Below are 21,116 nucleotides of genomic sequence, written 5' to 3'. Positions count from 1 at the left end.
TCTTGCCGGATCGCCAGGAACGAGTGGATCAGGCTGTGAGGCCGCCAGGTACGACGGGCCATATGCGACGACAAGGCCGATACAGAACAGTACTAACAAGATTTCGCCGGAATACTGCCCGATGCCGTCGAGTTCTGTCGCTGGAACCATCACTTGCGGGAGGTTGCCGAGGGCGTGCATCAGCATCGGGAAGAGTAGACTCCCGCCAGTGCTGTTGTAGATCCATGCGAACACAACCGACCGGGCGATAAGCCACACCCCAAATGTCCCCCAGAGAGCGGCAGTGTCGTACGCCGCAAAGTCAAACAGATAAAACAGCGGGAGATGCCAGATGACCCAGATACCGCCGATGCCTAGTGCAGCGACGAATGCGGAGTAGCGCTCTTGAAGTCTCGGTTGGGCAAACCCACGCCAGCCGAACTCTTCGAGGGCTCCCGCGAAGAACAGCACCACAACAAAATTCAGTACATAGTGCCACCACGGGGACGGGAGCACTTCTATCGACTCACCGGCAATAAGATGGATGCCGCTTTCGGCAAGTCCGTTTGCGAATAGAAACGGTAAGCCAATGGCGATGACGTACCACCGCGGCTTGACGCGCCACTTCGTGACTTGGCTGGCCCACTCACGGAGGTTTCCGTTGAGGAGCCACGTGACAAGCACTGCGGCGATAAGCGGTCCCCACGTACGGGGGAGTTCGCCCAGCAACAGGCCGGGCGAAGGTCCGACAGCCACGTAGATGATAGCATCGTACGTATAGGTCCAGAGGAACGCGAGAAAGAAAAAGCTAGAGCAGGGATGTTCCCGAATCACCGGTTTCACCCGGCTCATACCACTACTTTTCCTGCCCGGTGGATAAAATAGTACTGACAGTCTACGATAACATCGGTCGCTCATCTTGCGTTGACACTGGCCAGTGATCCCATATGAGATACGCGTGCAGTATTGACCAAGCACCGATGCTTGATGATTGTCTCCAGTTTATGCTACAGTTGCGCGTTGCATTCAGCAAACCGCTCATAACATAATCCTCTTGATAAAAGCATCAGCGGTCAATACGCAATGATTACCAAACGGCTGTTTCACCAGTAATTTCGTCAGAATAAGCTCGTACCGATAGTACCGAATTCGATTCTAATCGCCCCGCACACAGCAATTTATTTTCCCCTGAAGGGTTGCGGGGAGCGTCATCGCGGTGACCCCCTCGTACTGGTGATCTAGATGGCAACGAGAGACATCTCTGAGACTGGCAGTTACGTTGGAGAACAGACGACACAACAGACGGAGAAGTGCCCTGAGTGTCGTGGACGTGTTCGCTCAACATCAGGGGAGCGAGCGTGTCGAGATTGTGGATTAGTTCTCGAGGAGTCGAGGATCGATCACGGGCCGGAATGGCGGTACTGCGACCGAGATGAAGCGAAGCGAACTGGTGGTCCTCGGACGGCGGCACGACACGATCGTGGCTTATCGACGACGATAGGATATACGACGGACGCTCGTGGTGACCCGATCCCTGAATCGAAACGTCGTCGACTCCATCGGCTGCGGCGCGAACACAAGCGTGGACAATTCGAGTCGACGGCGGACCGCAACCAAATGCGGGGATTTCTTGAGATACGACGTCTCACTGGTAGCCTTGACGTTCCGGAGACGCTCCGTGATCAGGCGTGTCGTCTCTTCAGTACTTCGCAGACAGCAGATCTTCTCCGCGGACGGTCCGTCGAATCGATCGCAACAGCGTGTGTGTATGGTGCCTGCCGGACCGCGAGTTATTCGCTTACGCTCGAGGAGCTCCTGGTTGCTTCTCAAGTATCTCGATCGCGGGTGGTGAATGCGTATAAGACCCTCAACCGAGAGCTCGGTCTTCCAGCGACGATCATAACGCCGAAATCGCAGATTCCGAAAATCGCCTCCGAGCTGAACCTCGATGACGTCGTTCGGCGGAGAGCGTGTGAACTCGCCAGTCGCGCCCAGGAAATGGGGATCACGAACGGCCGTCAGCCTTCGGGCGTTGCAGCAGCCTGTGTGTACAAAGCGTCTCAAACGCTCGGCGATCAACGAACACAGAAAGCGATCGCCGACGTCGCGAATACGACTCCGATGACGCTTCGTGAGCGGTACTACGAATTGAAGGAGCTCGAACGAGAGGCATAGCGACAGCCCACTTTGAAATCGCTGGGTGAATCGTCCGTAGCAGAGCTATCCCTTCTTGTAGACCCTCGAAATATCGCGTATCAACGACTAATCAGATCTCCACCAGCCCACCAGCCACCTCCCCACCTTCCGCTCCGTGCTCGCTCCCTTCGGTCGCTGTGCGCGCAGCCACAACCGTGAGATTGCCCCTTACTGAGATTCTGAAAACGATCTAGCCGATCGACAATCGTGGCTACATCCCGATCACTGCGCCGACCTTACCAAACATTAACTCGATATCCAATAGATTTGTTTGGTAAGAACAGATCTAGCCTAACTAAATCACCCTCCAGAGCCAGTTAACGTCAATACTCCTCGTCGGTTTGTTCACATCGGAAATTCGAATCTTGATCGATACAGGAGCTGTAATTTGCAAACCTACTTGCTCACGTGGGTAAATAGCCGACTATGACTTCTGCTGACTTGCTCACCACTCTCGGAACGACTTGCAAACAGTACGGTCCAGGTCGGTTGCCGAAGGCGGAGCGACGTGACATCGGCGCAGGATACGCGCTCGCCTCTGCGGCGACGGGGGCGACGCTGCTTTTCTCGCTCATTGCGTGGAGTCTGTATGCGCTTGGATCACCGATTGGAAGCGACTGGGAATTTCTCGGTACTATGGGACTGATTGCGCTTCCGTTTGTCACCCCGACATCATTCATCTCTGCGGTCATAGTCTGGCACACTCTCCCTTCGGATGTCCCGTACTTCGGCGCGAGCGCTGGCGTCTTAGCGACGTTGGGAACGTATCTCCTCGCACTCCTCGTCCTGTTCACGCTCAGTGTGGTTGAGCTAGGAGTCACCAGGCAGTACGCACAGCTTCCGGAAGCGGCAGCGTTTATTGGTGTTATCGGATTCGTCGCTCTGTCGACGACCTTCTGGCTGACACTCCCTGTCGGGGCTGTCAGCGGGATAATTCACGAACGTGTAACCCCCACCGGAGCTAAACGGTCATAGTCAGAGTCGATTGTAACGTGCCAATCTGTGATGCATTCCTGTACGAGTAGTGGTTGTCGAAGGCTATTCGTTGAGGAGGTCTTCAACAGCGGATATCTGAGCTTTGGAGGATCGTCGGGTCGCTGCCGGTGTTGTACTGGAAGATTATGCGAGGACAGATCTCAGTACGATCAGTTCCATCCATATCGAGTATCTCTCCCCGTGTCGTCTGCTCGTCAACAACCCCGTGGATCACCACGGAATCGTACTCCGCGTCTGGCTCTCTCTCGACTACCTCGCGCGTTTCTGGTGGGACTTCACGTGAGTCCCACTGTCCGAGTCCATCGGCCGTTTCAACGGCGATATGGAATATGTGGGCGTCCTCCGTGGCATTCTCGAGCGCTATTTCGAGTGTCGCAATCGTGGGCGTATCAGCGTTCAATCCGGCACAGCCGGCCAGGAGTGCGAGTCCCCCGAGACTGCTCGTCTGCACCAGAAAGCGGCGTCGTGTGGAGGGCACGTCGCGCAGATACCAGGAACAACCGTATGAATATTGTCGTTGCTATCACGAGGCTGGCTTTGGTGAAGTCGTTGGAATATGGTGAGTTTGGCTCTGTTGAAATCCTCAACAGGTGATTAGTTCTGTCCTGTGGTGGTCAGTGCTGGCGCGTATTGGTTATCTGGTCGGCATCGCTCCCAGCACGGTCATCAGGAGCACCGGGAGCATAATCACCAGAAATCGCCACTGGTACTCGTCTGTCCACCGCCGCGCTCGTGATGAGCGAAGTCGCAAGGCGGCAGTCAAACTAAATAGGAGACTGCCAACTGCGGAGATCGAGCGGCTTGTGAGTGCCATCCAGACTACGAAGGGTAGCATCCCGATAGCAACACACAGGTCTGTCCTCTTCTCCCAGTCCATAGCCTTCCGTAGCCGAGTCAGGAAAATAATTGTTCCTGAACAGAGAAATCGAATATCTCTGAACAACTTTGAGATGTTCGTCGAAATCGACCGACAGGCTGGCTTAGTTAGTGAACTTGCTGATACCGATGAACGGACGTCCAGGACGACAATTCGAACAACGGAACGTGATGTGGTTCAGGATCAAGTAGAGAATCTCATTGCGACACTTGTTTAGTTACCTGACTTATATCGACAGAAGGCGTTCATAAGAGGTCAAAAGCGGTATTTTGTTCTGCAGAATTCACCAGAAACTGCAGCAGAACGCGTAATCACCAGCCTTATAATTCATACTATATTGTAGTAAATTAAATAGGGAATAATATAAATCTCACACGTATAGCACTCACTAGCAATCTACGTCAAACCCCAAATACGATGAACATCGCTCAATTCAAATCACAACACGCACCGACGGACTCAGAAGAATCGTTCCAACTCGAGAACGGTTATACGCTCGACGTTGCAGTCGAGGGATCTGTGATGGCCAAAGCCGGTTCGATGGTTTCCTATTCCGGAGATCTCTCATTCACCGGTCAGTCAACACCTGAAGGCGGGATCACTGGGTTCCTCAAAGAGGCCGCAACCAATGAGGGGACGCCAGTGATGAACGTCGAAGGGCGGGGTCACGTTTATCTAGCAGACGACAAAAAGAAGATTCAGATAATCCAGCTTGGACATAATGACGCCCTGACCGTCAATGGCGAAGATATTCTCGCGTTTGAGTCGACGATATCCTATGAGATCAGTACGATCGATAGTCTCGCGGGCTCATTCGCGGGCGGGTTCTCCAACGTCTTTCTGGAGGGTCCTGGCTACGTTGCGATCACGACTCACGGCGATCCGATCGTCTTCGAACCGCCGGTAACGACTGATCCGAGTGCAACTGTCGCCTGGAATAATACCTCTCCAAACGTCAAGGTCAACCGAAGCTTGACTGATCTAGTCGGTCAACAGTCCGGCGAACGCTACCAGATGAAGTTTACTGGTCCAACCGGCTTTGTCGTCGTCCAACCCTACGAAGAGCACGAGTAGCGGAAGCTCGTCGTAAGCTGCGGAAAGTCGTTTTCTATTCGTCGCCCTCTGCTTCCGTATCTGTGTATTGGGCCTCCCACTCTTCGCGCGCTTCGATCTCGCGTTCTCCACGTCGTGTTAACTTGTAGATATTTGTTCTACGATCTCGTTCACCTTTTTCGATGAGGCCCTTCTCAACGAGTGTATCGAGATTGGGATATAGTCGTCCATGATGGATTTCTTTCTCATAATAATTCTCCAGCTCGTCCTTGATGGCAAGCCCGTGAGGCTCCTTTAGACCGCCAGTCACGTACATCAAGTCACGCTGGAAACCTGTTAGATCGTACATACCTTACATAACAGGTTTTATTTCTTAAAAATGTCGAATGACCACGGTGGGCATAGGCCTAACTCAGAGATACAAACTGACCGTACGATGTGAATAGTTTAGACTGTGTGTTAGACGTTTGATTTCAATACTACTTGTTGAGTCACGTTATTGCACTCTCCCCACCGATTTTCGCATTCAGAAAGAAGTGTTGCGTTATATGCTGTTGTGTGGTCCATACTGGATATGGCCCTCATCAAATCCCTGCGGACAACTCCACAGGTCCTCCGGAATAATCCGATTCTGTTTGTTCCAGTAGCGATATTCGCATTGTTGCAGGTCCCCCAACTGTTCTTACAAACGGTTGACCCGATTAGCTCACTTGTTGGATCGATTCTCTTTATCGCAGTCTTCCTCTTCATAACACCAGCATTCTATGCTGGGACAATTGGAATGTCCAATGACGCAGTAACCGGCGTTCAAACGTCGCTAGGCCGATTTTGGAAACATATGAAGTCGGCGTATGGCTCCGTACTACTCGCGTATCTAGCTGTTTCAGGTGTACTGTTTGGATTCAGTCTGCTGTTCTCCTTTGGAACACTGATCGCAGCTTTCGCGGTTGGTATGGGTGGTGGACTACCACTCACGATCGGGCTTGCTCTGGCATTCTCACTCATCATTCTTGCATTTCTTTGTCTTCTCTTTGCAATCCATTTCTACGCTCACGCGATCGTCATCGAGGGGAAGGGACCGGTTGGGGGACTCTCTCGAAGCGTTCACGTCGTTCGTCACAACCTTCGACCAGTCGGTGGATACGGGATTTTATCTCTCGTCGTTGGCGGTCTCTTTGGGGTTGGATACGCGCTGTTGATGTCGTTCATCATTCCCACTCCGTCGGTTCCTGGACAACCTGCTCCGACGCCTGATCTTGGTCCCGCTCTTATCGGGACGTTTGCTTCTGTCGTTGGAACAACAGTCTTTATGGCCTTCTTCGTCGTTTTCACGGTGATTTTCTACCGTGAACTCGTTGGCATCAACGAATCACCAGCACAGCAATCGACGTCGACTCCCGAAACCGATGGTGGGGAACTACAAGATATACAGACATCCTAGAAGTGACTGCGCGTCTCTCTGCGCAATGGAACGAATCGCGAGCGAAGTGAGTGGTGAGTGAGTCAGCCTGTGTGGTGTGATTTTCACTTGACTCCCCACTTATTAGTACGACTGTATCGTATTTTCTGGAGTGAGTGAAACAACGATCCACCGCGTCGACGGCGTCGGCAAACAAACAACCTCGGACGTCCCGGCCGACTTCAACCCAGAAACATTCGAACAAGCCATCCACGGCTTACAGCAACTCGTCATCTCATTCGCCCGGCTTGATGACCGAATGAGCGACGATTACAACCCAAACCACACCAAAACCACCAGCGACGAGGGTGACAAACAACTCGTCATCGAGGAAGACACAATGCTGGACGACGTACTCACGTGCATCCCGAAACGATGGGATGTATCTGTCCTCACAGACCTGGTTATGGACAACAGCTACGCCGTTCGCACCAGTGTCAACTGCGGCGGCGGCATCATCGTCTACGCCACCGCATTCGTCCAAGAAGGAATGCTGAACAGCTATACTGTCGGTCACACCGATCTCCTTGACCCGGACGAAACCCGGGAAGTAAGTGACCTTACAAAGAACAGTAGCGCGCGTGTTCTCACACACGTCAATCGCTTCTTTGAACGCAGCGTCACTGCTGCGTACGCAAAAACTATCCCAAGTGCAGCAACCGCATTCGACTACATCGCCACGAAAGCAGACACTCCACCAACCGGACGACGACCGGCAAGCTTACGGGACCGCCGTGAACAACTTTCCCAGAAAGAATGGGCCGAAATTCGCGGAAAAACCCAGCAAACCGTGAGCGACAACGTCCGATCAGCTCGAAAACAACTCCGCGACCGAGATGACCTGGATGCATTCACTAGGCGGAGCCCCGCACTGGTCGAACTCGACGAAGACGCAGACGACAACGGCGACATTCGCCTCGTATAACGCACCTGCTACAAACGAAGTACACAATGGCGCTGTAACCACAGATCCACGACGAACGACGGGATTTCAACTGTTTCTAACGCTGAATCGAACTCCAGACACGGTTCTACTGGTGTGAACGTCGTCGTAACTGTATCAGCAGCAAATGCGTCACTACGTGCCATCTGTACACGACCCCTGACCGTTATCGACCGACTCAGCACGGATGTTGAGTGCACTTGTTACGTGCGCTCACGACCGTTTGTCCGTCGTCGTCGTCGTACGATACTCTTGATCCAGCTTTGCGAGTGCATTCGCTATCGTTGCCGGCGAACCCACAATCCGATCAGCCGCGATTTTCGCAGCTACCTCTACGCCTCGAGATAGGAGTGCGACCGAGAACTGTGCGGCGCGGCATCTCCTCCTACTGCGCTACTCAGTCGCTCCGCACCCTGTGTTGCTCCTTGAGGAAGGGAATTTAGCGCCTAATTCCAGTTAATCGGGACGCATTGAGTCACATAAAATCATCCGTGACGTCAGGACGGAGATTTCGATACGCTCGGGCGAAGATCCCCGCCACGAACACGCCGACGACGGACGAAGCGACGATCGAGACCGACGTTATCACGATCTGAACTGGTGACCAGTGGCCGCCAGTCGAATCAATAGCATCGGCCACGTCTTGGTCGGAATCTGCTCAAACCACGTTCGAAGTACCGTATAGTGTGGAAGTCTGGTGAGCCCGATCTCTACAAGTACGCCGGGCATCTCTGAGAGCAAATCCACCGCGACGTGGTAGGATTTGGCTAGCTCGATGCGTAGTGTATGTAAAGTGAGTATCGCCCACTCGGCGAACCTGCCTCCACCGCTAGGGTCAGCAAGTTCGTCCGGATTAGCAACAGTTTACTTGGCCTTTGCCACCGTAACAAGCGCAAAGACGAATTTTCGCATCTCACTCCGAGCTGTCTCTTCGCTTTCTACCCGGATAACGGAGTCGTTCCCTCGCATCTAGCGAAACTACAGGGTCAAAATTTTGTGTCACCGGGCAGGCGATCAATTCCCGGTGAAACCTAGAGCGTCAGCGGCTCCGAAGAATCGTTCAACGAGAACGACTGCCACGATAACGATTATGATATTGATCGTCGCGACTGCAGCGATCGATGGGCTAGCACCGTACTGCATCTGTGCATAGATCCGTGTTGGGATCGGCGTATTCTCCGGGCCCTGTAGGAAGATTGCGATAGTCAGATTTGAATACGTCACAATGAATGTCAAGATGGCAGCTGTAAGAATTCCTGGGAGGATACCAGGTAGAGTAATACGGACGAATGTCTGTATTTCGTCTGCACCTAAGTTCTTCGCAGCCTCCTCCACTGTATTGTCAAAGTTATGCATAGTCGCGAGCATAGTCTGGACTGCGTACGGCGTGGCGACAATCCCAAGACCGATTGAGAGTCCTAGAATACTCCCAATGAGACGGAGCTCATTCAAGAACAACAGGAGAGCCAACCCCAGAATGATCTGTGGTACCATTAATGGAAGGAACGTTCCAGCCCGGAGTACCTGTTTACCACGGAACGAGAACCGATCAAGGGCATATGCTGTTGGTGCGCTGAGACCAATAGCAAGAACTGACGCCAGAATAGAATACTGGAAGCTCGTGATAAACGATGAAATCCAAGCGGGTCGTGAGAGGACATATTCGTACCACTTCAGGGTAAGGTACTCCGGTGGGAATGCGTAAACCGTTGACGGGTTGAAGCTGATCTGGATGGCGAATATGACGGGAATAAGAAGATATAGCAAACTGATCCCGAGAATCCCTTTCATTATGGTCTTTGGAAGTGATACGCCAGCGATAGTATGGCCAAAATCAAGTTTATTAAGAACCCCAGAGAGGTAGAACTTCTTCCCCCTTCCTCGATTAGTTTCAACGGATGACGTTGACCCACCTGGATCGGAGTTGACGAGATATCCGTAGAGTAAGACGAGTGAGAGAGAGATGATAAGGAGCACGAATGACATCGCTGCAGCTAGTGGCCAGTTCGACTGGTTTGCTGTGATATAGATATACGGCCCGATCATCGGAATCTCAGGCATACCAATGAAGACTGCAGTTGCGAAAGTTCCCATAGTCAGGACAAAACATAGGATTGATGATGCAAAGATCCCCGGAAGTGCGAGCGGGAACGTTACATAAAAGAAAGTCTGTAGATGATTTCCGCCGAGATTGTTCGCAGCTGAAATCACATCGGAGTCAAGGGTAAACAGTACACTCATCAAAATGAGAATTACGAACGGCATAAGCACGGAGGAGATAGCAATTATGAGCCCTGGTTTTGTTTGTAAGAAGGTTTGCTGAACTCCGAAGATACCAAGAAATTGGTTGATGAGGCCGCTATCACCCATAACAGTCCACCAGCCAAATGCTCGAACGACGTTGCCAACAAGCATAGGAGCGATGACCAACAATATTAGATAGACAGAATAACGTGATCCTGAAAACACAATGAAGTACGCAACTGGGAAACTAACAGCGACGGTGAAAATTGTTGAAATAATACTGATCTCAACAGTATTAACTAGCACATCTACATATGTGCTGTTTGAAAAGAATTCAACATAGTTATTGAATGTGAATGCTGGTTCCATCGTGCCGAATGAAACATTAGTATAGAAGCTAATAAGTAATAAATATCCAACTGGTATAGCAAAAATAAAAATTAGATATCCAAGATACGGACCGGCCAGAATGTATGGGGCGTATTCTGTTTCCTTGTATTTCTGAATAAACGACAGGAAGCGACCATACAGTGTATTGCCAGCATCCTTCGTCTGAGAGAATATAGATTCTGTTGACATAATTACTGACCTCGAGACGGTAGCACAAGGGGAGTGTCTTCGTCGAATGAAATCAAGACTTCGTCACCATCGTCAATTTCCCGCGCTTGCGTCAGGCTCTGCTGGTTGACCTGGATTCGCTCATTACCGGCACGTACGTAGTATTCGATTGTATCCCCCAAATAAGTGGATTCTTCCACGTGGCCAGTAAATTGATTCCTTCCGATGTCTGCCCCAGTGTGTTTCTCAATGTGGAACTTCTCGGGTCTAAAGAGGACGTTCACATCCGACCCAACTTCCGTTTCATCAGGGCTCTCGATTGATGATCGCGCTACTTCGATCACCCCACCCATCTGAAGTTCGATCGTATAGATGCTTCCCGCGTCAGTCACACTTCCTGAGAGGAAAGTTGCTTGTCCAATAAAATCGGCAACGAATTCGTCGTTGGGGTTCAGGTAGATTTCTTCAGGGGTACCAACTTGGTGGAGGTTTCCATCGGACATTACAGCCATCCGATCGGATATCATCAGCGCTTCCTCTTGATTATGAGTTACGTAGACCATCGTAACGTCCAGCTCCTCATGGAGGCGGAGGAACTCCATTCGCATCTCTTCCCGCAACTTCTTATCAAGGTTTGCTAACGGTTCATCGAGAAGTAACACTGATGGTTCGATGATAAGCGACCGTGCCAGGGCAACACGTTGTTGTTGTCCCCCGGAAAGCTCAGCAGGATATCTGCCTTGGAGCCCACTAAGCTTAACCATCTCCAGCATCTCTGAAACTCGACTATCGATTTCACTATCCGGTGTTCCCTGCATCTTCAGGCCGAAGGCGATATTATCGGCAACCGTCATATGCTGGAACAGTGCGTATCGCTGGAATACCATACCTGTATCCCGCTTATATGGTGGGGTCTCCGAGACATCGTCCCCCGTGAGTCGGATTTCCCCTTTGGTCGGAGTTTCGAATCCAGCAATCATCCGAAGCGTAGTTGTCTTGCCACAGCCACTAGGTCCCAGAAGTGTTAGGATCTCTCCATCTTTTACTGAGAGAGTCACATCATTGACAGCGACGAGGTCTTGGAACTCTTTCGTGAGAGCGTTTAATTCAACTACGTTTTTTTGCTTCGATACATCTTGTGCGTCAGTGATCTGGCCAGACATAAATATTCTTACTTAGGAATGATTGCTATCCCTGAATGATCTCGTTCGCCCGAGTCGTCCAGTCGTCCCGATTACTACCTACCCATTCGAAGTCCGGCATAAGGAGGTTGTCTATATCATCCATCGTTGGGACATTGCTTTGTACCTCCTCAGAGTATTCGACGTCTGGATTCACGGTGGGATAATTCATATCATTGGCAAATGTTTTGCTCGCATCTGAGGTATAGAATGCCTGAATGAGGTCTCCTACGGCACTCAATTTATTTTCGGAAATGTTCTTAGGAATCGCATGACCTGCGCTGTAGGTCATAGATCCGTTGGGAGGCAAGACGTAATCAATGGCTGTTCCATCCGCAGCCCAAGATGCAGACCTCGCAGCCCAGATACGCCCAATGTCGATCTCATCATTTGCGAATAGTTTCCCATACTGTTCTGTTGCACCGGGGAACTTCGGATCCATCGTGTCAACTACTTCCTTGTACATTTCGAACGCCTCATCGATCTCCTTGTATGATTCACCATCTGTCAGATACAACGAGAACGCCATAAGATCAAATGCTGGAGACCGTTGTGTTGGCTCTCCAAGGGCAACTCGGCCCTTATAATCAGTATCGAGGTAGACTCCCATATCTTCTGGCGGGGAGTCAAACGTGTTTGTATTATAAACGAGCGCACTCGCCGTAAAGTGGTGTACCAGCCACGAATCGCTTTTAAAAGTATCCGGAACCTTGTCATACACTGGAATCAGCTCAGAATCCAGTGAGTAGAACATATCTTCGTTTTCGCCCCTTGCAAGATACTCTGTGGGGTACTGGGCAGCATCGAACGGAGGATTGTCCTCCTGGGCGACAAGCCTTTGAAACCGTTCAGATTCACTACCCACCATATAGTTTATTTCTATCCCTGTCTCTTCAGCGAATGGGTCTAATGCCGCTTTTTGACACACGTCCTGCCACGTTCCTCCCCACGTTGCAAAGGTGAGTGAGTCCGGAGCCCCGTCACCACTGCCACCACCGCCTAGACATCCCGCAAGTGACAGTGTAGCGGCCAGAGCGCCTGATGACTTAACTATACCTCTACGGCTCAACCACTGATTGTCTTCGCGTGGCATCACATTAGTTGTCATACATCAATACTACTTATATCTTTTTGTGACTTTGTAGTTTCGGTACACGGTGAGGGATTTCACGGGTATCGGATGCTCCGACGGAGATTGTAGATAGTGGCTTTCAGCGGCTGTGTTGAATCGCTGTAATGCGTAGAGATTCACTTTTTGACGAATCGTTTGATGTTATAGACGACACACATCAGCGGGACTTCGCGGAACTCACGAAAGGTGGAGGTCTGCGCAGATCTACACCTGCGACCCTACTACGGTGAGGAAGGCGACACAGAGGATCTTTATCACTCGGAAGCTTAGCGTGGAACCACTGCGTTCCACGCCTACGCCACACTCTACGTGTGTGAAGAACAAACGCTATATGCTGGCGGTGCGTCGTCTCGAAGACACCGACACCACCAAGTAGCGTCCTCGCTGAGTTCCTTGTCATTCTTGACAGACTCAGTACCTCACAAAGCCGGTTAGTTAGAACGTCTGCTTGCTGCGAATGTGCCTAGCAAACAGCAGCAAGCAGATGGTGAAACCCACGAAGACCAGCTCCTTAACTTCCTCGTCAAGTCAATTGACGAGGAAGTTTCTCTGAACCTTGCCAACAACGCTGAAACCGATGCTGAGGACATTTACGAGGTCCTCGTCGGCGCAACCGTCGACGGGACCTCGATCTCGACGCTGTGTAACTCTAGCGAAGACTCACCATCGGCAAACACGATTCTCTACCACCTCCGGACGAAGTTCGAGCCAGGACGGCTCGAACGAGTCGCTAACACGCTTCTTCGGCGAGACATTGTCGAACTACTCCCCAAGCAGGTGGAGGTCTGCGCAGACCTCCACCTGCGGCCCTACTACGGTGACGAAGACGACACAGACGCTCTCTACCACTCGGAAGCGAAGCGTGGTACCACCGCGTTCCACGCATATGCGACACTCTACGCACGCGTGAGGAACAAACGCTACACCTTGGCGGTGCGCCGTCTCGAAGACGGCGACACCGCCAGCAGCGTTCTCGCTGAGTTCCTCGGACCGCTCGACGGCCTTGACACTGAGGTCAAGGCCGTCTACCTCGATCGCGGATTCTACGACAGCAAGTGTCTCACACTACTTCAGGCGCACAACTACGCCTACGTAGTCCCGATCATCCGGTGGGGTGAGGCGATTCAGCAGGAACTCTCGGAGGGGTGGAGTCGCGTCATCCAACACCATTTGACAGGGAAACTCGACGGTCCAGCTGTGACCGTCGAGTTTCCCGTCTACATCGACTGTACGTACCTGAATGGACGGTACGACGAGAACGGCGTGGCGCGTCACGGCTACGCCGCTGACGCGCCGTTCATCAAGACGCCACGCGACGCTCGATACCACTACTCGAAGCGCTTCGGTATCGAGTCGAGCTATCGCTTGTCCGAGCAAGCGATAGCGACGACAACAACACGAGAAGCAACGGTGAGACTACTATACGTCGTGGTGAGTCTGCTGTTACAGAATGCGTGGCGGTATCTCCACTACGAATACGTGGCGACGCCCCGCCGAGGCGGGCGTCGCCTCTGGTGGTTGCCGTACAAGGAGTTCGTGAATATGGTTCGACGGGCCGCGTGGACGGCCCTCGCGGTGCGTCGGGCCGTCCCCGCGAACCGGCCACCTGACGACCGGTTCTACCGGTAGTCACTGACCGAGCAAGTGTCTCGCAAGTGGCAACGCTGTCGCGTCGGCGGCTGACCGCCGCCGACAGCGACAGCTCCGTCTTTGATTAGCGGTGCTCAACCGTTACCGATGACTCATCACAACAGAACGAGTGGCTCAGGTCCGGTTAGTTAACGATGCTTTGTGAGGTACTGGGACTATTCTCAAATTTAGACCTGGATGATAAGATCCTCAAGATCACGTGAGTAATGAGTCAGTCGTTCAGCACCGTCATTATGAACGACAACTGTGTCGGAATGACGGAACCCACCGACATCCGGTACGAAGAGTGCCGGTTCGACCGTGTATAGTTCCCCCGCACGGAGAGTACCGTCATATCCCACATCCAAGAACGGCCGTTCATGAAAGTCCATCCCAATATTGTGCCCAATATGATGGTGATTATACTCCATTACATTATGATCTTCATAGACATTGAGGACGGCTTCTTCAACACGAGCATAGGGTACACCGTCTGCTAATGTGTCTATTGCGGTCTGCTGTGCTTCACGCATAATTTTAAAGAATTTTCGCTGCTTGTCATCTGGTTCCCCAACGAACATAGTTCGCTCCAGTTCAGTCTGATAGCCACCGACAGAGGCCTTGACAATCGTCACAATATTGTCTCCCTTATTGATTCTATTGGCCATATTCACACTGTGTGGGCGATAAGTCACTTCTCCCGTCGTGAAACTACACGAGATTGGCGAGTCACCGGTTCGCATCTCGTATGTATCACCAAGTGTATCCAGCATCCGAGCACTTGCTTCAGCTTCGACTTCACTACAGAGTGTGATCGGCCGCTTTCCTGTGGCAATCTTGTCCTGGAGAATTTGATGGCCGAGATTGGCCCACATAGAGGCCTCTTGAATAAGTTCCACCTCGTTTTCGCTTTTTACCTCACGCATATCAGTGACATACTCTTCACAACCAACCGTTCCTGAAATAAGCTCTGACAGTGACGGACCCTGATAACCATTTCTTGGCGGGCTTCCATCACTATCTACAGCGATAGTCTGGTCATTGATTCCTAGCTCAGCACACATCTCTGCAACAAGCTGTAACGGTTCGCCTTGTGGATAATCGAAATATGAATATGTCTTATCTATCGTGAAGTCGTGACGTTCAACGTGGTCTTGTTCTAATTTTGGAACCACCACATGTGTTTCGTCTGCAGTAACACCCAATACAAGTGGGCGCTCAGTGGGCAGATGAAAAAGACCACTAATGTATTCGATGGACATACTGTCGAAAAGCACGACTCCGTCATATCCATCGGCGTTTGCCTGTTCGATAAGATCTTCTTGTCGCTGCTCGTATTCCTGGCGTGGGATTGACAACTCACGCATATACTGATCTCATTAGCATCTAATATAAATAGTGGTGAATAAGAAGTAAAATCCGAAATAAAAAGATATAAGTATAAAATTGAAGTGGTGCTTTTGGCACTATTCAGATAAGGTGGAAAAGTGAGGGGGACGTAGTTTCTTGTTGCTGATGCCAGAAACCCCCGGAATCAGAATGCCGTTGAGCGTCTTTAAAGAACTGAAACGTCGAACTGAAGCCTTCGCTACCCACTTCAGATATGCAGATCCGAACACAGCAGAAGCGTGGCTCCAAGCATTCGCTGTCTGCTTCAATCAGTTAATCTGAACAATGCCTAAACGCCCACCCAAACTATTTGTTTAGGAACTATGAATTGGTATTATGGGACAGCCAGATCTCGTACTCCACGGTGATGTATGGGACGCAAAAAATGGGTATCGACCATCACAGTGGGTAACTGTGTCAGATGGAGTCCTCACAACTATCTCGTCAACAGAACCGGACACTTCGCACCGTGTTCACAAAGTGCCGTTTATTATGCCGGGTCTGATTGATATGCACGTACATCTAGTTTGGGACGGATCTGACGATCCAGTTGCGTCTCTCCAAAACCAATCAACACAGGAAACAGTCGTTGCCGCAGTTGAGAACGCTAGGAAAGAACTGCTGGGCGGCGTAACGACAGTTCGAGATCTCGGTAGCACAGATGATATCGCCATTACTCTTAGCTCCGCAGAACAACAAGATCAAATAGCTAACAGTCCTCGGATCTTGGCCAGTGGACAAACGATTATTATAAGCGGAGGTCACGATCCATTCTGGGGCATCGAAGTCGACGGCAAAGATGCGGTCCGATCAGCAGTACGAACACAGCGAAGTAAGGGCGCAGATTTAATCAAAGTAAGCGCAACTGGTGGCGTTTATGGGCAAGCTATTGGGGAAGAACCCGGAACAAGCGAACTTTCGCTCGAGGAACTCAACACGATTGTCAACGAGGCCAGCCGTTTCAATCTCCAAGTGGCTGCTCACGCTGTTGGAACGAACGGGATTCGTAATGCCGTTGATAGTGGTGTTGACACGGTGGAGCATGGCAATTTAATGGGTGAGACAGCGCTTGAGACTATGGTTGAGGATGATATCGCAATCGTTCCTACACTATTCACTTACCGGAACATCGCTCTCAACGATTCGATTCCCGACTATGCGAGAACAAACGCACAAGGCGTGTACGAGCAACATCTCGACTCATACCAGAACGCACTCAATGCGGGGGTTCGGGTTTTAGCAGGAAGTGACGCTGGCTCCCCACAGCTCCCACATCCCAGTCTCCATCGTGAACTAGACTGTATGGTCAAATTTGGGCTTGATACGACTGATGCACTCACTTCGGCAACATTGCTTCCAGCCGAACAGTTAAATCGACCAGAACTTGGAGTTCTCGAACCTGAAACACCTGCTGATCTCGTCGGATTTAAATCCGATCCTCGTGATGAGATTACAGTTACGGCAAACCCATCACTAGTTATGAAAGAAGGGGAGATATATCGGACCGAGAAGAAGTCGGACGTCGAAATTGTCTGAATTTTCTGTCGTCGCCGCCTCGGCCGCGCGGTCCGGACGCGAGCGTGTCGACGCTAACTATTCGACGCGTGTCCGGCTCTGCTCGCGCATGAACTGCTGGAGGTACCAGTAGCCGCCGGCGAACTTCCCGGTGGTGCCGGAGAACTTCCAGCCGCCGAACGGCTGGGCCTGGACGAGCGCGCCGGTCGTCGCGCTCTGGGTCCGGTTGACGTAGGTCATCCCGGACTCGACCTCGTCGAACCAGCGCTCGATCTCCGCCTCGTCCTGCGAGAACAGCCCCGCACAAAGCCCGTACTCACTGTCGTTAGACTTCTCGATTCCCTCGTCGAGATCGGAGACGGGGTGGACCGTCACGAACGGGAGGAAGTGCTCCTCCCGCGCGAGCTCGTGGTCGTGGGGGATGTCGGTTACGACGGTCGGCTCGACGAACCGCCCGTCAGCCAGGTCGCCGTCCGTGCGGACATTCCCACCGATGTGGACGGTGCCGTCGCTCCGGGCCTGCTCGGTGATCTCCTGGTAGTACTCGACGGCGCTGTCGTCGATCAGCGGCGAGACGAAGGTGTCTCGTTCGGTCGCCCGTCCGACGGTGAGCTCCTCGGTCTCGGCGACGAGCTTGTCAATGAACTCGTCGATGACATCCTCGTGGACGTAGACGCGCGAGGTCGCGGAGCACTTCTGCCCGCTGAAGGAAAACGCTCCGGTCTTGACGCCCTCGACGGCGTCGTCGACATCCGCTGTGTCGCTCACGATGACCGGGTTCTTCCCGCCGAGCTCGGCGATGACGGGGCCGCGCTTCCCCAGATCCATAAACGTCTTCTGGATGCGTAGGCCGACATCTCGGGACCCGGTGAACGCGACGCCACTGACGTCCTCGTGTTCAACGATGGGCTGGCCGACGTCGCTGCCGCTGCCCGTGACGAGATTGATGACACCTTCCGGGAGGCCAGCCTCGTGGAGGATATCGACGAACAGGTTGGCGGTCAGCGGCGTCGTGCTCGCGGGTTTCGCGACAACGGTGTTGCCGGCGACCAGCGCGCCGCTGCTCATACCGACGAACAGCGCCATCGGGAAGTTGAACGGGGAAATGACACCGAAGACGCCGTACGGACGCAGGAGGTTCGTGGTGTGCTGGCCGGGCGTTGGCTCGCCGGTGTCGAACTCGTAGCCGTCGACCCGCTCGAGCTCGCTGCTGTAGAAGTCAAGGAAGTCGATGGCCTCGTCGACGTCGGCCATCGCCTCGGTCCGGTTCTTCCCGTTCTCCAGCGAGAGGGCTGCTGCGAGCTCGAACTTCCGGTCGCGCATAATGTCCGCCGCGTCCTGGAAGATCTGGACGCGGGATTCGACATCGCGGTCCTCCCACGCTGGCGCCGCCGCCGTGGCGGCGCTTACTGCGGCCTCAACGTCCTGCTCCCGCCCCGCCGTGAACTCCCCGATCTCGAGGTCCAGGTCGCCGGGGCTAGTCGCGGTGAACGTCCTGCCGGTCTCGACAGCCTCGCCGTCGATCTTCAGCGGGTGGGACTGGCCGAGGTCTGCGCGGACCGACTCGACCGCCTCCTCGTAGGCTTGGTGGAACGCCTCCTCGCTATCATCTTGCTTATATGTGAGGTACGTCAGCTCGTTATCGTACGCTCTGGGTTGCACACTCGCGATGTTGTCGGGACTGCTAATATAGGTTCGGGTTTACTGAGTGGTGGCCGCTACACGGGGTATCGGCCACCGAGGGCTGCCAGCCGATATTGGCGGGTCCCGGCGACAAGTTGCCCCGTCCGCTACAGCCAGGTCTCGAGCCGGTCGAACGCCTCGTCGATCCGGTCGAGGTAGTTCGAATAGGCGATGCGAACGCATCTCTCACCGATGTCCCTAAAGACGGTGCCCGGCACCAGTGCCACGCCGGCATCCCGCAGGAGTGACCAGACGAACTCGTCTTCCTCATTAAAGCCGTCCGGAATCGTCGGCAAGACGTAGAATACGCCCGTGGAATCAGGACAGGTCATCTCGTCTATGGCGTCGGGTGCGTTCGACGACGCGCTCGCGCCGGTCGGCAAACACCTCGACGAGCGGGCTGTGGGGGTGCGCTCGATCACCTCGACGGCCGACCACTGCGAGAGCGACGGCGCGCAGGTCCTGATGTACTGGCGCACGCGAAGGATCGGGTCGATGAGGTTTAGCGGCGCATCGGGATAGCCCAGCTGGAAGTACCTCATTGAGTACACCTTCGAGACGCCGTTTACCGTGATCATCTGTTTGCCCATCCCGTCGAGCGTGGCCAGGCTGTGGTGGGTCGCGCTGTTGAAGGGGATCTTCTCGTAACTCTCGTCGGATATGACGAAGAGGTCGTGTTCGACGGGGAAGTCGCGGATCTCCTCAGGGAACTCGTGCAAGAGTACCGAACCAGTTGGGTTCTGTGGGCTGTCGACGACGAGTAACTTCGTCTGCTCCGAGACGGCGGCTGCCAACGATTCGGGGAGGCTGAAAGCCGTCCGTGGAATCGAGTTTGTAGGTGACCGGGGCCGGGGTAGCGCCCGCTAGTTCGACGTGTGCGCCATAGGTTCAGCGGAGATCCGGCAGGAGGACCTCGTCACCCTCGTCAACGAAGCCGAGGATTGAGACAAAGACTCCGTAGCGCCCGCGGTGACGACAATCTCACAGTCTGGGTCGTAGCTGAAGCGGTTTCCCGTTTTGAACTTCGTCACGATGGTTTCGCGAAGCGGCGCGATCCCGTAGTTCGACGTGTAGTGTACCTCGTTGATCTCCAGTACCATCGTCGCTGCTTCCTTGATCGGCTACGGGGTATCAAAGTCTGGCCGACCGATCTTGAAGTGGACGATATCCTTGCCGTCGGCTTCGAGTCAATCGCACTTTTCGAAGACCTCCCTGGTGCCGGAGAACGGTACCGACGCTATACTCGTGGCAGGAGTAACTGGAACCATATTCAACCCCTCGAAGGTAACTGTGAAAAAATTCCCCGCTCCGTCGTTGGAAGCAACGTTCCTGCTGGCCGACAACGACCGCTGCGCTTCCATCTCTCGCGGTCTGGGTGCGGTAGCGACACGTCGCTTCGGACACCATTCGGTACCGAACGCCGGAAACCCAGTCGATCACCGCGTCTTCCGACAGTGGACTCCTGCCGTCGAAGCGCTCGACCGTCAGCGAGGAGATGTCGATCGAGGTGGCCTTGCCGTCGACGACGAGCTTGCCCGTCGCGGGCGACTGCATTAAACCGTGGCCCGAGAAGCCGATAGAATTGACGGAGCCGGGGAGCGTCTCCTTGATGATCGGATGGTGATCCGGCGTAACAGCGTACAACCCTGTACAGGCGCGGCAAATTCCGTGCTCGAACCGAAGTATCCAGCGGCGTCTACGGCCGCCTTGACCACCTGCGTGGACTACTCGAGCGGGACCCGCTCGTCGAACCTGCCCGGATCCTGAGCCGGATCGACCTCGGAGAAGTGGCCGCCGCGACGCCGTGCGTTCGCGAACTTGGTACAGATGAATTCCGCGAACTCATCCTGATGTGTACGGCTCATAACATCAAGCAGTCTCTGAAACCAAAAAATCAAGCTACGTCTGATGAGTCAACACGGCCTCTTTTTGCTGATTCACTGGATAGCGGCTATGTCGCTCTCTAGGATTGTCGTCCCGATGGGGATAGTCAGGAAGTCATACTAAATGTTCATATGTAATATCCATTGTCAAGATACAGTCGAACTACTGCCAGTTGGAGAAGATGCCCCATCACTGACAGCACTTGGCGTAGATTGTCCAGCTACTCGAACTGGCCATTACTTCCAGTAGAGTTTATATATGTTGTATATAGGTGAATTAATAAATGGATGTTCCGGACACGAAGGTCGTGTTTAGTTAAGCGTGAAAAGTGAGGCGGTGTGATTTCTTGGTGCCTATGCCAGAAATCGCCCGCCTCACCGGTCGTAGAGACTGGATAG

The 21,116-nt window shown here is 53.0% G+C and carries 18 protein-coding genes and 4 pseudogenes; 10 read left to right on the top strand and 12 right to left on the bottom strand.

The window, feature by feature from the left end; genetic code table 11:
• A partial coding sequence (locus BLV25_RS16300; protein ID WP_092735417.1) for a CPBP family intramembrane glutamic endopeptidase occupies nucleotides 1–831 on the bottom strand: 831 nt, incomplete at its 3' end.
• 390 nt (nucleotides 832–1,221) lie between these two features.
• On the opposite strand from BLV25_RS16300, the gene BLV25_RS16295 reads away from it, so the two are divergent.
• Together BLV25_RS16295 and BLV25_RS16290 are read left to right on the top strand one after the other, a co-directional pair.
• The gene (locus BLV25_RS16295) at nucleotides 1,222–2,154 is read left to right on the top strand and encodes a transcription initiation factor IIB (RefSeq protein ID WP_092735416.1); all 933 of its coding nucleotides are present in this window, start codon (nucleotides 1,222–1,224) and stop codon (nucleotides 2,152–2,154) included.
• A 447-nt stretch (nucleotides 2,155–2,601) separates the two neighbouring features.
• Entirely contained in the window at nucleotides 2,602–3,150 is a 549-nt protein-coding gene (locus BLV25_RS16290) for a hypothetical protein (RefSeq protein WP_092735415.1), read from the top strand.
• 82 nt (nucleotides 3,151–3,232) lie between these two features.
• Here the strand turns inward: BLV25_RS16290 and BLV25_RS16285 are convergent, their stop codons facing one another.
• Complete coding sequence (locus BLV25_RS16285; RefSeq protein WP_176819532.1) at nucleotides 3,233–3,649, bottom strand: hypothetical protein; 417 nt, start codon at nucleotides 3,647–3,649, stop codon at nucleotides 3,233–3,235.
• An 816-nt stretch (nucleotides 3,650–4,465) separates the two neighbouring features.
• Here BLV25_RS16285 and BLV25_RS16275 point away from each other — a divergent pair.
• Nucleotides 4,466–5,122 (top strand): AIM24 family protein, encoded by a 657-nt coding sequence (locus BLV25_RS16275; RefSeq protein ID WP_092735412.1) that lies wholly within the window; start codon nucleotides 4,466–4,468, stop codon nucleotides 5,120–5,122.
• Between the two features lie 34 nt (nucleotides 5,123–5,156).
• Here BLV25_RS16275 and BLV25_RS16270 read toward each other — a convergent pair whose 3' ends face one another.
• The gene (locus tag BLV25_RS16270; protein WP_092735411.1) at nucleotides 5,157–5,450 is read right to left on the bottom strand and encodes a helix-turn-helix transcriptional regulator; all 294 of its coding nucleotides are present in this window, start codon (nucleotides 5,448–5,450) and stop codon (nucleotides 5,157–5,159) included.
• A gap of 225 nt (nucleotides 5,451–5,675) precedes the next feature.
• Here BLV25_RS16270 and BLV25_RS17110 point away from each other — a divergent pair, with 225 nt between their 5' ends.
• Together BLV25_RS17110 and BLV25_RS16265 are read left to right on the top strand one after the other, a co-directional pair.
• Nucleotides 5,676–6,542 carry a DUF7847 domain-containing protein gene (locus BLV25_RS17110; RefSeq protein ID WP_143114509.1) on the top strand — a complete coding sequence of 289 codons (867 nt, stop codon included), beginning with the start codon at nucleotides 5,676–5,678 and terminating at the stop codon, nucleotides 6,540–6,542.
• A 130-nt stretch (nucleotides 6,543–6,672) separates the two neighbouring features.
• The gene (locus tag BLV25_RS16265) at nucleotides 6,673–7,485 is read left to right on the top strand and encodes a hypothetical protein (RefSeq protein WP_092735410.1); all 813 of its coding nucleotides are present in this window, start codon (nucleotides 6,673–6,675) and stop codon (nucleotides 7,483–7,485) included.
• Nucleotides 7,486–8,103: 618 nt separating this feature from the next.
• Here BLV25_RS16265 and BLV25_RS16260 read toward each other — a convergent pair.
• The 4 genes and pseudogenes from BLV25_RS16260 to BLV25_RS16245 form a co-directional block, all read right to left on the bottom strand.
• Nucleotides 8,104–8,415, bottom strand: a pseudogene (locus BLV25_RS16260) (IS5/IS1182 family transposase); the annotation flags it as partial.
• Between the two features lie 102 nt (nucleotides 8,416–8,517).
• Nucleotides 8,518–10,326: an ABC transporter permease subunit gene (locus BLV25_RS16255; RefSeq protein WP_092735409.1), complete on the bottom strand. Its 1,809-nt coding sequence runs from the start codon at nucleotides 10,324–10,326 to the stop codon at nucleotides 8,518–8,520.
• Between the two features lie 2 nt (nucleotides 10,327–10,328).
• Entirely contained in the window at nucleotides 10,329–11,468 is a 1,140-nt protein-coding gene (locus BLV25_RS16250; RefSeq protein WP_092735408.1) for an ABC transporter ATP-binding protein, read from the bottom strand.
• Between the two features lie 25 nt (nucleotides 11,469–11,493).
• A complete protein-coding gene (locus BLV25_RS16245) occupies nucleotides 11,494–12,579 on the bottom strand; it encodes an ABC transporter substrate-binding protein (protein WP_176819531.1) in 1,086 nt (361 codons plus the stop codon).
• A gap of 222 nt (nucleotides 12,580–12,801) precedes the next feature.
• On the opposite strand from BLV25_RS16245, the pseudogene BLV25_RS16240 reads away from it, so the two are divergent.
• Together BLV25_RS16240 and BLV25_RS16235 are read left to right on the top strand one after the other, a co-directional pair.
• Nucleotides 12,802–13,031 (top strand): annotated as a pseudogene (locus BLV25_RS16240) (ISH3 family transposase); the annotation flags it as partial.
• A gap of 46 nt (nucleotides 13,032–13,077) precedes the next feature.
• A complete protein-coding gene (locus tag BLV25_RS16235) occupies nucleotides 13,078–14,247 on the top strand; it encodes an ISH3 family transposase (RefSeq protein WP_092735406.1) in 1,170 nt (389 codons plus the stop codon).
• Nucleotides 14,248–14,435: 188 nt separating this feature from the next.
• Here BLV25_RS16235 and BLV25_RS16230 read toward each other — a convergent pair whose 3' ends face one another.
• Nucleotides 14,436–15,614, bottom strand: coding sequence for a M24 family metallopeptidase (locus BLV25_RS16230; RefSeq protein WP_092735405.1), 1,179 nt, complete (start codon nucleotides 15,612–15,614; stop codon nucleotides 14,436–14,438).
• Nucleotides 15,615–15,779: 165 nt separating this feature from the next.
• On the opposite strand from BLV25_RS16230, the pseudogene BLV25_RS18075 reads away from it, so the two are divergent.
• Both BLV25_RS18075 and BLV25_RS16225 read left to right on the top strand, forming a co-directional pair.
• Nucleotides 15,780–15,918 (top strand): annotated as a pseudogene (locus BLV25_RS18075) (IS6 family transposase); the annotation flags it as partial.
• Nucleotides 15,919–15,972: 54 nt separating this feature from the next.
• Nucleotides 15,973–17,172 carry a metal-dependent hydrolase family protein gene (locus BLV25_RS16225; protein ID WP_092735403.1) on the top strand — a complete coding sequence of 400 codons (1,200 nt, stop codon included), beginning with the start codon at nucleotides 15,973–15,975 and terminating at the stop codon, nucleotides 17,170–17,172.
• Nucleotides 17,173–17,229: 57 nt separating this feature from the next.
• On the opposite strand, the gene BLV25_RS16220 is transcribed toward BLV25_RS16225, so the two are convergent.
• From BLV25_RS16220 to BLV25_RS17105, 4 genes are all read right to left on the bottom strand, one after another.
• Entirely contained in the window at nucleotides 17,230–18,813 is a 1,584-nt protein-coding gene (locus tag BLV25_RS16220) for an aldehyde dehydrogenase family protein (protein ID WP_092735402.1), read from the bottom strand.
• A gap of 128 nt (nucleotides 18,814–18,941) precedes the next feature.
• Nucleotides 18,942–19,628 carry a pyridoxal phosphate-dependent aminotransferase gene (locus BLV25_RS16215; protein WP_176819530.1) on the bottom strand — a complete coding sequence of 229 codons (687 nt, stop codon included), beginning with the start codon at nucleotides 19,626–19,628 and terminating at the stop codon, nucleotides 18,942–18,944.
• Between the two features lie 69 nt (nucleotides 19,629–19,697).
• A complete protein-coding gene (locus BLV25_RS16210; RefSeq protein ID WP_092735397.1) occupies nucleotides 19,698–19,934 on the bottom strand; it encodes a hypothetical protein in 237 nt (78 codons plus the stop codon).
• A gap of 31 nt (nucleotides 19,935–19,965) precedes the next feature.
• Nucleotides 19,966–20,499, bottom strand: a complete 534-nt coding sequence (locus tag BLV25_RS17105) for an FAD-dependent oxidoreductase (RefSeq protein ID WP_256335783.1) — start codon at nucleotides 20,497–20,499, stop codon at nucleotides 19,966–19,968.
• Nucleotides 20,500–20,632: 133 nt separating this feature from the next.
• Here BLV25_RS17105 and BLV25_RS17100 point away from each other — a divergent pair.
• A pseudogene (locus BLV25_RS17100) lies at nucleotides 20,633–20,723 on the top strand (IS5/IS1182 family transposase); the annotation flags it as partial.
• Nucleotides 20,724–21,116: the final 393 nt, after the last annotated feature.

It is taken from the genome of Halopenitus persicus, from assembly GCF_900107205.1.
GTDB lineage: Archaea > Halobacteriota > Halobacteria > Halobacteriales > Haloferacaceae > Halopenitus > Halopenitus persicus.
This window is presented reverse-complemented; position numbering and strand designations above follow the sequence as displayed.

Excerpts from the sequence above, each read along its gene's own strand:
- BLV25_RS16250 (WP_092735408.1), bottom strand. The coding sequence starts at position 11,468 with ATGTCTGGCCAGATCACTGACGCACAAGATGTATCGAAGCAAAAAAAC.
- BLV25_RS16230 (WP_092735405.1), bottom strand. The coding sequence starts at position 15,614 with ATGCGTGAGTTGTCAATCCCACGCCAGGAATACGAGCAGCGACAAGAA.
- BLV25_RS16245 (WP_176819531.1), bottom strand. The coding sequence starts at position 12,579 with ATGCCACGCGAAGACAATCAGTGGTTGAGCCGTAGAGGTATAGTTAAG.
- BLV25_RS16275 (WP_092735412.1), top strand. The coding sequence starts at position 4,466 with ATGAACATCGCTCAATTCAAATCACAACACGCACCGACGGACTCAGAA.
- BLV25_RS16210 (WP_092735397.1), bottom strand. The coding sequence starts at position 19,934 with ATGGTACTGGAGATCAACGAGGTACACTACACGTCGAACTACGGGATC.
- BLV25_RS16225 (WP_092735403.1), top strand. The coding sequence starts at position 15,973 with ATGGGACAGCCAGATCTCGTACTCCACGGTGATGTATGGGACGCAAAA.
- BLV25_RS16255 (WP_092735409.1), bottom strand. The coding sequence starts at position 10,326 with ATGTCAACAGAATCTATATTCTCTCAGACGAAGGATGCTGGCAATACA.
- BLV25_RS16290 (WP_092735415.1), top strand. The coding sequence starts at position 2,602 with ATGACTTCTGCTGACTTGCTCACCACTCTCGGAACGACTTGCAAACAG.
- BLV25_RS17110 (WP_143114509.1), top strand. The coding sequence starts at position 5,676 with ATGGCCCTCATCAAATCCCTGCGGACAACTCCACAGGTCCTCCGGAAT.
- BLV25_RS16295 (WP_092735416.1), top strand. The coding sequence starts at position 1,222 with ATGGCAACGAGAGACATCTCTGAGACTGGCAGTTACGTTGGAGAACAG.
- BLV25_RS16270 (WP_092735411.1), bottom strand. The coding sequence starts at position 5,450 with ATGTACGATCTAACAGGTTTCCAGCGTGACTTGATGTACGTGACTGGC.